This window comes from Isoptericola sp. MSGPD8_1_ISO-PGPR-S23-394, assembly GCF_058072785.1.
The window spans coordinates 3,933,890-3,943,748 of record NZ_CM176517.1 but is presented as its reverse complement, the minus strand read 5'-3'; the positions used below and the strand labels follow the sequence as shown (position 1 = coordinate 3,943,748).

The 9,859-nt window shown below is 70.2% G+C and carries 11 protein-coding genes; 8 read left to right on the top strand and 3 right to left on the bottom strand.

From position 1 onward, the window contains the following. Nucleotides 1-337 precede the first annotated feature (337 nt). The 8 genes from rpmH (at nucleotide 338) to AC3RJ8_RS18060 (ending at nucleotide 6,149) form a co-directional block, all read left to right on the top strand. Nucleotides 338-475 (top strand): 50S ribosomal protein L34, encoded by a 138-nt coding sequence (rpmH, locus tag AC3RJ8_RS18095; RefSeq protein ID WP_106265963.1) that lies wholly within the window; start codon nucleotides 338-340, stop codon nucleotides 473-475. Nucleotides 476-478: 3 nt separating this feature from the next. Beyond that, nucleotides 479-838 carry a ribonuclease P protein component gene (gene rnpA / locus AC3RJ8_RS18090; RefSeq protein ID WP_489713934.1) on the top strand — a complete coding sequence of 120 codons (360 nt, stop codon included), beginning with the start codon at nucleotides 479-481 and terminating at the stop codon, nucleotides 836-838. Then, nucleotides 835-1,131, top strand: coding sequence for a membrane protein insertion efficiency factor YidD (gene yidD / locus AC3RJ8_RS18085; protein WP_489713933.1), 297 nt, complete (start codon nucleotides 835-837; stop codon nucleotides 1,129-1,131). Before rnpA ends, yidD begins: the two co-directional genes overlap by 4 nt. A gap of 51 nt (nucleotides 1,132-1,182) precedes the next feature. Next, nucleotides 1,183-2,130 (top strand): membrane protein insertase YidC, encoded by a 948-nt coding sequence (gene yidC / locus AC3RJ8_RS18080; RefSeq protein ID WP_489713932.1) that lies wholly within the window; start codon nucleotides 1,183-1,185, stop codon nucleotides 2,128-2,130. 8 nt (nucleotides 2,131-2,138) lie between these two features. Next, complete coding sequence (locus AC3RJ8_RS18075; RefSeq protein WP_489713931.1) at nucleotides 2,139-2,663, top strand: Jag family protein; 525 nt, start codon at nucleotides 2,139-2,141, stop codon at nucleotides 2,661-2,663. Nucleotides 2,664-2,777: 114 nt separating this feature from the next. After that, entirely contained in the window at nucleotides 2,778-3,416 is a 639-nt protein-coding gene (gene rsmG / locus AC3RJ8_RS18070; RefSeq protein ID WP_489713930.1) for a 16S rRNA (guanine(527)-N(7))-methyltransferase RsmG, read from the top strand. A gap of 200 nt (nucleotides 3,417-3,616) precedes the next feature. Further along, a complete protein-coding gene (locus AC3RJ8_RS18065) occupies nucleotides 3,617-4,681 on the top strand; it encodes a ParA family protein (protein ID WP_489713929.1) in 1,065 nt (354 codons plus the stop codon). 124 nt (nucleotides 4,682-4,805) lie between these two features. Beyond that, nucleotides 4,806-6,149, top strand: coding sequence for a ParB/RepB/Spo0J family partition protein (locus AC3RJ8_RS18060; RefSeq protein ID WP_489713928.1), 1,344 nt, complete (start codon nucleotides 4,806-4,808; stop codon nucleotides 6,147-6,149). Between the two features lie 302 nt (nucleotides 6,150-6,451). On the opposite strand, the gene trxA is transcribed toward AC3RJ8_RS18060, so the two are convergent. The 3 genes from trxA to AC3RJ8_RS18045 form a co-directional block, all read right to left on the bottom strand. Then, entirely contained in the window at nucleotides 6,452-6,775 is a 324-nt protein-coding gene (trxA, locus tag AC3RJ8_RS18055) for a thioredoxin (protein ID WP_489713927.1), read from the bottom strand. 30 nt (nucleotides 6,776-6,805) lie between these two features. Continuing rightward, nucleotides 6,806-7,825: a thioredoxin-disulfide reductase gene (trxB, locus tag AC3RJ8_RS18050; RefSeq protein ID WP_489713926.1), complete on the bottom strand. Its 1,020-nt coding sequence runs from the start codon at nucleotides 7,823-7,825 to the stop codon at nucleotides 6,806-6,808. Nucleotides 7,826-7,906: 81 nt separating this feature from the next. Continuing rightward, on the bottom strand, nucleotides 7,907-9,817 hold the full coding sequence (locus AC3RJ8_RS18045) for a protein kinase family protein (protein WP_489713925.1): 1,911 nt from the start codon (nucleotides 9,815-9,817) through the stop codon (nucleotides 7,907-7,909). Nucleotides 9,818-9,859 lie beyond the last annotated feature (42 nt).

Below are 9,859 nucleotides of genomic sequence, written 5' to 3'. Positions count from 1 at the left end.
GGCTGTTCCTCCGGGCGGGGCGTGGTCAGGTCGATGGCGTTCGGCGGCAGTGTCCACACAGTTTTCCACACCCTGTGGAACCTGTGGACATCGGTGTGGACGACGACGGCGACCGGTCCTGCGTGTCGCCACCGTCACGCGGGGCGCAGTTGACCTGACAGGGTCCGACGGCGTAACGTCGGACAGCCGTTCCAGGTACTTTCGCGCGCCTTCCTGCGGGTGCGCAGCCTCGGGTCGGCCCGGTCGTCACACTGCCTGTGCGGGCGACGACCTGCAACCTGACCGACATCGTCGAGGAACTGACGGTGTGCCTCCCCGACGTTTCTTGGAGTACCTCGTGAGCAAGCGGACCTTCCAGCCGAACAACCGCCGTCGTGCGAAGACCCACGGCTTCCGGCTGCGCATGCGCACCCGTGCCGGCCGCGCGATCCTGGCGAACCGCCGTCGCAAGGGCCGCACCGAGCTCGCTGCCTGAGCCGTGCTCCCTGCGGCGCGTCGCATGCGCCGCTCCTTCGACTTCGAACGAGCGGTGCGCGGTGGCGCGCGCGCAGGGCGCTCGACCGTCGTCGTCCACATGGCCCGTACGCCCGACCGGGCGGACGGGCCGCTCGTGGGTCTGGTCGTGTCGAAGGCGGTCGGCAACGCCGTGCACCGCAACCTCGTGAAGCGTCGGCTGCGGGGTGCCGCAGCCGCGCACGTGGACGAGCTCCCCTCCGACGTGCTCGTGGTCCTGCGCGCCCTGCCGGCGGCCGCGGAGGCGGACTACGCGCGTCTCGAGCGCGACGTCGGACGCGGGATGCACAAGGCCCTCGCGCGCGCGACGGAGCGTGTCCGATGACCGGATCCCTCCTCGGCCGCAGCCGGGACCTCCTCAGTGCCGTGCCCACCGCCGTGCTGGTCGGTGCCATCCGCGTCTACCAGTCCGTGGTGTCGCCGATGACCGGCCCGACCTGCAAGTACTACCCCTCCTGCTCGCAGTACGCCCTTGTCGCCGTGCGCACGCACGGGCCGCTGCGGGGGACCGGTCTTGCTCTCTGGCGGATCCTGCGGTGCAACCCGTGGAGCCTCGGCGGCGTCGACGACGTCCCGCCTGCTCGGGATCGCGAGCACCGAGGCGCCCGCACGCACTGACTCTCCCCGGGAGCGCGCCACCCGGGACCCGCTTTCCGACAGAGGAGACAAATGGGCTTCTTCGACACCATCCTGTTCCCGATCCAATGGGTCGTGGCCTGGATCATGTACGGGTCCCACCAGCTGTTCACGACCCTGGGCTTCCAGGACGGCCCGGGCTTCGCCTGGGTGCTGTCGATCGTCGCTCTGGTGATCGTCATCCGGATCCTTCTGATCCCGTTGTTCTTCAAGCAGATCAAGGCTTCTCGTGGCATGCAGATGATGCAGCCCGAGCTGCAGGCGATCCAGAAGAAGTACAAGAACAAGAAGGACCCGTCGTCCCGTGAGGCCATGGGCCGCGAGACGATGGAGCTGTACCGCAAGCACGGCACGAACCCGATGGCGTCGTGCCTGCCGATCCTGCTGCAGTCCCCGATCTTCTTCGCGCTGTTCCGGGTGCTCTACAACCTGCAGCCGATCGCTGACGGTACCCAGGACCCGATCGGCCCCATCGACGCGTCGGTGGCCGCGGACATCGAGCACTCCTCGCTGTTCGGAGCACAGCTGTCCGACGTCTTCATGCAGACGGACGACTGGGGCGCGCGGATCACGATCCTCGTGCTGATCGTCGCCATGAGCGCCACGACGTTCTTCACGCAGCGCCAGCTGACGATGAAGAACATGCCGAAGGCGGCCCTCGAGGGCCCGATGGCGAACACGCAGAAGATGATGCTGTACGTCCTGCCGCTCATCTTCCTCATCTCGGGCGTCAACTTCCCGGTCGGTGTGCTGATCTACTGGACCATCACGAACCTGTGGTCGATGGGCCAGCAGTTCTACACGATCAAGCGCATGCCGGCTCCCGGGTCGGAGGCCGAGCGCGCCCTCAAGGAGAAGCAGGCCGCGAAGGCCGCCAAGAAGGGGATCGTGGCGGAGGAGCCGACGGAGATCGAACCGCCCAAGCCCACCGGTCAGCGGCAGCAGCCCGTGCGGAAGAACCGCCAGAAGAGGAAGAAGTGAGGTCTGCCATGACGAGCGACACGACGCCGGATAGCAAGACGTTGGTCGCGCGCCTCGAGGAGGAGGGCGAGGTCGCAGCCGACTACCTCGAGGAGCTGCTCGACATCGCCGACCTGGACGGCGACATCGATCTGGACATCCGCCACGACCGCGCGGCGGTCGAGATCGTGTCGGAGGACTCGCCTCGCTCCCTGGACGCGCTCGTCGGCCGGGACGGCGAGGTGCTCGAGGCGCTGCAGGACCTGACCCGACTCGCCGTCCAGGCCAGGACGGGGGAGCGGAGCCGTCTCATGCTCGACCTGGGCGGCTTCCGGGCCGCGAAGCGTGCGGAGCTCGAGGAGCTCGCCACAGAGGCGATCCGGCAGGTGCAGGAGAGCGGTAGCACGGTGGAGCTGGCGCCGATGAATGCCTTCGAGCGGAAGGTGGTGCACGACGCCGTCGCCGCGGCAGGTCTGGTCTCCGACTCGGCGGGCACCGGGCCGCACCGGCACGTCGTGGTGCACCCAGCCGCCGCTGAGGTGTCCGGCGACTGAGGCAGGTCCGCGTGACGAGGCCCGTTGTTTCACGTGAAACAACGGGCCTCGTCACGTTCTGAGGAGCGGTGGACAGCGGGGCGACGCCCCCGTGCAGATGACAAGATGGTGGACATGGTGGAGACGGACGACATGATCGGCACGAGCGCCGCGGTGCGCGCGTACTTCGGGGAGCACTACGAGGCGATCTCCCGGTTCCACGCGCGTCTCCGCGACGAGGGGGAGCTCCGAGGCCTGATCGGCCCTCGCGAGGTCGACCGGTTGTGGGAGCGACACATCCTCAACTCGGCGGCTGTGGTTCCGTTCCTCGAGAGCGCGACCTCGGTCGCTGACATCGGGTCGGGCGCAGGGCTCCCGGGCATCGTCATCGCGATTCTCCGTCCGGACGCGACCGTGCATCTGATCGAGCCGATGGAGCGGCGGACGACGTGGCTCGACGAGGTCGTGGCGGACCTGGGGCTGCGGAACGTCGAGGTCAAGCGTGGTCGGGCGGAGGAGTACGACGGTGCCCTCGAGGTCGATGCCGTGACGTCCCGCGCCGTGGCGGCGCTGTCCAAGCTGGCCAGGATCAGCCTGCCGTTGGTTCGGTCCGGTGGCGAGCTGGTGGTGCTGAAGGGTCGCAACGTCGACCGAGAGATCGAGCCGGCGCGCAAGGTGCTCCGAAAGCTGACCGTCGGGGAACCGGAGATCCTCGAGGGTGGGACGGTCGCCGGCGTCGAGTCGACGACCATCCTGCGGATGCGCCGCCGCTGAGAGGCGAGGCGCCACCCTCCTGCCCGACGCGCGCGGGTGGCGTTTCACGTGAAACATCTCCGCGTGCAGCGTGGCACGGCGGCGATGCGGGCCGGTCGGCAGCAGCCGAGTGTCAGCGGCGTCCACACCCGCCGGAGGCCGTAGAGTGAGCGCGGAACTGCATCGACGTGCGACGCGACGTGGAGGAACGATCCGTGAGCATGAGCGCCGACCACCCGGACACATCGTCGGGGACTGGTGGCTGGACCTCTCCCGAGAGCCGCCCCGACGACGTTTCACGTGAAACATCGAGTGCGGGGTGGGGTGCTTCGCTGCGGGACGACCGCGACCAGCACCGTGAAGCCCTCAAGTCCTCGGTACCCGAGGTGGACGAGGACACGCCGCTGGCCGCCCAGCTGGCCCTGGATGCTCGCCGACGGATCGAGCTGGACGGCCGGCGCTTCCCGCGGCCGGAGAGCACCCGGATCATCACGGTCGCCAACCAGAAGGGTGGCGTCGGCAAGACGACGACCACCGTCAACGTCGCGGCCGGCCTGGCACGTGCCGGCCTCAAGGTACTGGTCATCGACAACGACCCCCAGGGCAACGCCTCGACCGCACTCGGCCTGGAGCATCGGGCGGGGACGCCGTCGATCTACGAGGTGCTGGTCGAGAACGAACCGATCGAGTCCGCCGTGCAGGCGTGCCCGGACGTCGACGGACTCTGGGGCGTGCCGGCGACCATCGATCTGTCGGGTGCCGAGATCGAGCTCGTCTCGCTGGTCTCTCGCGAGACGCGGCTGCGCAAGGCTCTCGACCGGTACCTGGAGGACCGCGTGTCCCGGGGGGAGGAGCGGATCGACTACGTGTTCGTGGACTGCCCTCCGAGCCTCGGTCTCCTCACGGTGAACGCGTTCGTCACGGGGCGGGAGGTGCTGATCCCGATCCAGTGCGAGTACTACGCCCTGGAAGGGCTCAGCCAGCTGCTCAAGACGATCGAGCTCATCAAGGCTCATCTCAATCCGGAGCTCGTCGTCTCGACGATCCTCCTCACGATGTACGACGGGCGGACCAACCTGGCTCAGCAGGTCGCGGCCGAGGTCCGGCAGCACTTCCCGGACCAGACGCTGCGAACCACGGTCCCGCGCTCGGTGCGGATCTCCGAAGCGCCGTCGTACGGGCAGACCGTCATGACGTACGACCCCGGGTCGACGGGTGCGCTGGCCTACCTGGAGGCCGCACGCGAGATGGCCGAGCACACTGTTGAGCGCGCTGACCTGCGATGACGCGCGTAGCATCGTGGCAGCACCGTGGACCAGGACGGGCCGCGGGCAGGGAGGACCACCCGGGTGCGACCGGACGACACGAGGTCCCCCCGACACTCGGACGGAACCAGGAGGCTGGTGGATCATGAGCCAGAAGAAGCGAGGGCTGGGCCGCGGACTCGGCGCGCTCATCCCGCAGGGCCCCCCGCAGGAGAAGCCGGTCGATGTCTTCTTCCCGCAGCGCGACGAGAGCCAGGACTCGCCGGGTGCCGTCATGACGGCCGACGAGGAGAGTCACGACGCCGACGGCGGTGCGTCGAACGGAGCATCGGGTGCGGATCGGACGGCACGACGTTCCGCGTCCTGGGACTCGGCAATCGCCGGTGGTCGGCTGAGCATCAACGGGGGGAGCCGGTCGGGCGACGACGGGACCGACCCTGTCGCCGCGCTGGCCGGTCTCGCCGATCGCTGGGAGGCCGAGGCGAGCAGCGCCGGCGGCGCCGAGCAGACCATGGTCGGCAGGATCGAGATCACGGAGCGGGATGCTCCCGAGGACCTTGCCTCTGCTACCGAGACGGCGGGGGAGCCGGACCGCTCCACGGCGGTCCCTGCGGACAGGACCGACGCGGACTCGACGGAGGACGACGGTCTGGTGCCCGTGCCCGGCGCGCGGTTCGCGGAGGTGCCGGTCGACCAGATCCGTCCGAACACCCGGCAGCCTCGCACCGTCTTCGACGAAGGAGAGCTCGACGAGCTCATCGACTCCATCGGCGAGATCGGCGTGCTTCAACCCATCGTCGTTCGGCCTGACCCCGACGCCTCCGACGGCTTCGAGCTCATCATGGGTGAGCGCCGGTGGCGCGCGGCGCAGGAGGCCGGCCTGGCGACGATCCCGGCGATCATCCGCTCGACCGACGACTCGGACATGCTGCGGGACGCGCTGCTGGAGAACCTCCACCGGGCGGCCCTCAACCCGCTCGAGGAGGCAGCGGCGTATCGGCAGCTGCTCGACGACTTCGGGTGCACGCACGAGGAGCTGGCCGCCCGCATCGCGCGCTCGCGACCTCAGATCTCCAACACACTGCGTCTGCTCAAGTTGCCTCCACTGGTCCAGCGGAGGGTCGCGGCGGGGGTCCTCTCTGCCGGTCACGCGCGTGCGCTCCTCGGTCTGACCGACGGGGCGGAGATCGAGCGGCTCGCCCAGCGGATCGTGTCGGAAGGGCTCTCCGTCCGTGCCACGGAGGAGGTCGTCGCGCTGATCACCGAGGGCTCGGAGGAGAAGGCAGCCCCCCGCGCGCCGCGCGCCGGTCAGCGCAGCGAGGCGATGGACGAGCTGGCGATGCGGCTCTCCGACCGGTTCGAGACACGCGTTAAGGTGAACCTGGGCAAGACCAAGGGCAAGGTGACGGTCGAGTTCGCTTCGGTCGAAGACCTCAACCGCATCCTGTCCGTGATGGCACCCGAGGACCCAGGCTTCGGTCCGAGCTGAGTCGGCTCCGCACGCGAAGGCCCGGCATGTTCCACGTGAAACATGCCGGGCCTTCGTCGTCACCGTGAGGGAGTGCGGCCGATACCGGGGACGCCCGGGCTCAGCCTGACCCGCCAGCGCCTGACGGTGTTTCACGTGAAACAGTCTCGTCGGGGGCCGATGCTCGCCCGGGGACCGAGCGTTTCACGTGAAACACTCAGCGTCCGAGTGCCGCGGCCTCGGAACAACCCGAGAGACGACGACGGCGGCACCGGTCGTGAGGACCAGTGCCGCCGTCGTCAGGCTGGCGAGGAGAGAACCCCTCAGGAGAGGATGCCGTCGATCTCCTCGGCCAGCGCCCGCTTGGGACGCGCGCCGATGATCGACTTGACGACCTCGCCCCCGGAGAAGACGTTGAGCGTGGGAATCGACGTGATGCCGTAGGCCATCGTCGTGGCCTGGTTGGCGTCGGTGTCGAGCTTGACGATCTTCACCTTGCCCTCGTACTCCTCGGAGAGTTCCTCCAGGATCGGGGCGACCATGCGGCACGGGCCGCACCAGGTGGCCCAGAAGTCGACGAGGACGGGGACGTCGGACTCGAGAACCTCGGACTGGAAGGTGTCGTCGGTGACGGCGACAGTAGGCATGTGCGCTCCTTCGATGTGCGTGCGGGGTGGTCAGACGGCGTCGAGCGCTGCCGGGAGCTGCTCCGGGTCGGGCGCGGTTTCCAGGTCGGCCAGCTCGGAGAGGTAGCCCTGGGCGTCGAGCGCCGCGGCGCAGCCCGACCCGGCGGCGGTGATCGCCTGGCGGTAGGTGTGGTCGACGAGGTCGCCGCAGGCGAAGACGCCGGGGAGGTTGGTGCGCGTGGACCGTCCCTCGGCGAGGACGTATCCCTCGTCGTCGAGGTCGACCTGACCGGCCAGCAGCTCGCTGCGGGGATCGTGGCCGATCGCGACGAAGAGCCCGGTGACGTCGAGGTCGCGCTCAGCGCCGGTGACGGTGTCGCGCAGGCGCACGCCCGCGACCTTGTCCTCACCCTGGATGCCGACGACCTCGCTGTTCCAGGCGAAGTCGATCTTCGGGTCGGCGAGGGCCCGGTCCGCCATGATCTTCGAGGCACGCAGACCGTCACGTCGGTGGATGATCGTGACCTTCGCGGCAAAGCGGGTCAAGAAGGTCGCCTCCTCCATCGCGGAGTCGCCTCCGCCGACGACGGCGATGTGCTGGTCACGGAAGAAGAACCCGTCGCACGTGGCACACCAGGAGACGCCTCGGCCCGAGAGCTGCTTCTCCTTGGGCAGTCCGAGCTCGCGGTACGCGGAACCCGTGGCGAGGATGACGCTCCGGGTGCGGAACGTCTCGCCACCACCGGTGACGACGGTCTTGACGTCACCCGTGAGCTCCAGCGTCTCGGCGTCGTCCCAGAGCACGCGGGCACCGAACTTCTCCGCCTGCTCGCGCATGGCGTCCATGAGGTCGGGCCCCTGGATCCCGGGCGGGAAGCCTGGGAAGTTCTCAACCTCGGTCGTGTTCATCAGGGCACCGCCCGCGGTGACGGACCCCGCGACGACCACCGGCGCCAGGCCCGCGCGGGCGGCGTAGATCGCGGCGGTGTAGCCGGCGGGGCCGGAACCGACGATGACGATGTCGTGCACGGCGGCGTCCGGGCTGGCCGGGGGCGTCGGCTGGTCGGTCACATCTACTCCTGCGTCTCGATTCATGGCCGGTGCGGACCGGCATCTGGCGTCAACATCACCGGTCTCGGCAATGTTCCAGGGTCAGGACAGCGTGATCTCGTTGAGCTCGAGGCGGTAGCGGTCCGCCTCGTCGGTGCCCGGGAGCTCGGTGATCCACAGCACGAGCGAGTCCACGACCACGGGCTCGTCCAGCTCGATCGTGGTCTCCTCCGAGAAGGAGCCCTCACCGAGCAGGTCCCCGCCGGTCGGGTCGTCGAGGCTGGTCGAGCGGAGCTGCCAGGCCCCGCCCTCGCCGTTGGTGCTCAGGTCGACCTGGGAGACGGGGGCAGGATCCCGGAGCTCGACGCCGTAGCCGGCGCCCTCCTTGAACCCACCCCAGGCGGGGTTGTTGTGGTAGGTCAACGTGAACCAGAACGTCGACGGGTCGGCGTCGTAGGCGAGCTCGACCGCCTCGGGATGTTCACCTTCTTCGCCACCGAAGGGGTCGAGCTGCTCGCCCGACTCGATGATCGGCCGTACCTCGGGCTCCTCGGCCTCGGTGGGCTCGGGATCCGCGGTGTCGCCCTCCGTGCCGGAATCCTCCTCCCCGGAGCCCTCGGTCGCCTCCTGGGACGTCTGGGCCTCGGGCGGGGGTTCGGTGCTGATCGGGGTGAAGGCCTGCGTCATCGCCCAGATGGCCGCGAGCACGACACCGACCAGCAGCACGCCCAGGACGATCGGTGTGGGGTTGACGCCACGCTTCTTCGGGGCGGCCGTGGAGGCAAAGCCTCCGGTGCTCGGGCTCGCCTCCGACGGGGGGACGCCGGGACCGGCGGGCGGTGCCTGGCCGTACGCGCCGTTCGGGGAGTATCCGTCGGCCGCGGGCTGCCCAGGCTGCCCGGGGGGCGGGCCCGGGGGCTGCGCCGGGACCGGCGGCTGGCCGTAGGCGGCCGTCTGACCGTAGGGCGCGGCGGGGCCGGGAGGCGGGGGGACCGCACCGTGGGCGGTCTGCTGCCCGTAGGCAGCACCCGCCGCCGCACCCCCGGCGGCACCGAAGGCGCCGGCACGGGCGATGCGTCCGGTGGACGGCCGACGCACCGGTGGTGCCGGGGGAGGGGTACCGGGGCGCGAGCCGGACCCGGCCGGGCTGCCGGCGCCCAGCACCGACGACCTGACGGGACGTTCCGGCGGAGGCTGGACGAACTGGGGCAGAGCGGCCACGACGGACACCTGCCCCCATGGTTCCAGGGCGGCGACGACCTCTGCCGGGTCGGCGGGAGCCTCGCCCGCGTCGGAGAAGGTGCGGCGGACCAGGTCGTCGATCTCCTGGTCGACGTGCGGCACGAGCTCCGAGACCGGGGCGACGGCACCGTCCGGGCCGGTGCGGGCCGAGAGGGGGCGGACCGCGTCGGGAGCGATCCACGGCACCTCGAGGCTGTCGGCAGCCCACCGAGCGGTGAGAGCGTAGTAGCCGAGCGCCACCAGGCCGCGAGCGTCCGAGGCCGCGGCGTCGGCGTCGGACGGCTCGATCCCGGCGAGGCCGGCGTCGATGCCGAGACCCGTGACGACGACCCGGTGCCCGTCGACGCGGACGGCGTCGGGACGCAGTGCGCAGTGGTGCACGCCCCGCTGCCGGGCGGTCTCGAGGGCGGTCGCCGCCTCGCCCATGAGGGCGCGGGCCTGCTGGGCGTCGACGAGCCCGCGCGAGACGATCTCCGTGAGGGTCTCGCCGGCGAACGGCTCGGTGATGACGTAGGCGCGTTCGCTGGCACCCAGGTCGGCGGACCCGACGTCGAGCACGCGGCACAGGCGGGCGTCCGCGACGAGCGCGGCGCGGCGCGCGGCGTCGAGTGCCGAGGCAGCCTGGGGGCCGTCGACGAAGGTGACGCGGACCGGCCGGTCGAGGATCTGGTCGTGGGCCTCCCATGCTTCCGCCGACGCCAGGTCCGTGCTGGCAGGCCGGGTGAGCCGATAGCGATCGACCATGACGGTCCCGGGCTGGACGGTGCTCACCTGGACGCCTCCGTGGGGGTGTGGTGGGGGAGTGGGCTCCGG

Bases quoted from the DNA above. Each gene is read 5' to 3' on its own strand.
- AC3RJ8_RS18065 (WP_489713929.1), top strand. From the start codon at position 3,617: ATGAGCGCCGACCACCCGGACACATCGTCGGGGACTGGTGGCTGGACC.
- yidC (WP_489713932.1), top strand. From the start codon at position 1,183: ATGGGCTTCTTCGACACCATCCTGTTCCCGATCCAATGGGTCGTGGCC.
- rsmG (WP_489713930.1), top strand. From the start codon at position 2,778: ATGGTGGAGACGGACGACATGATCGGCACGAGCGCCGCGGTGCGCGCG.
- AC3RJ8_RS18075 (WP_489713931.1), top strand. From the start codon at position 2,139: ATGACGAGCGACACGACGCCGGATAGCAAGACGTTGGTCGCGCGCCTC.
- yidD (WP_489713933.1), top strand. From the start codon at position 835: ATGACCGGATCCCTCCTCGGCCGCAGCCGGGACCTCCTCAGTGCCGTG.
- AC3RJ8_RS18060 (WP_489713928.1), top strand. From the start codon at position 4,806: ATGAGCCAGAAGAAGCGAGGGCTGGGCCGCGGACTCGGCGCGCTCATC.
- trxA (WP_489713927.1), bottom strand. From the start codon at position 6,775: ATGCCTACTGTCGCCGTCACCGACGACACCTTCCAGTCCGAGGTTCTC.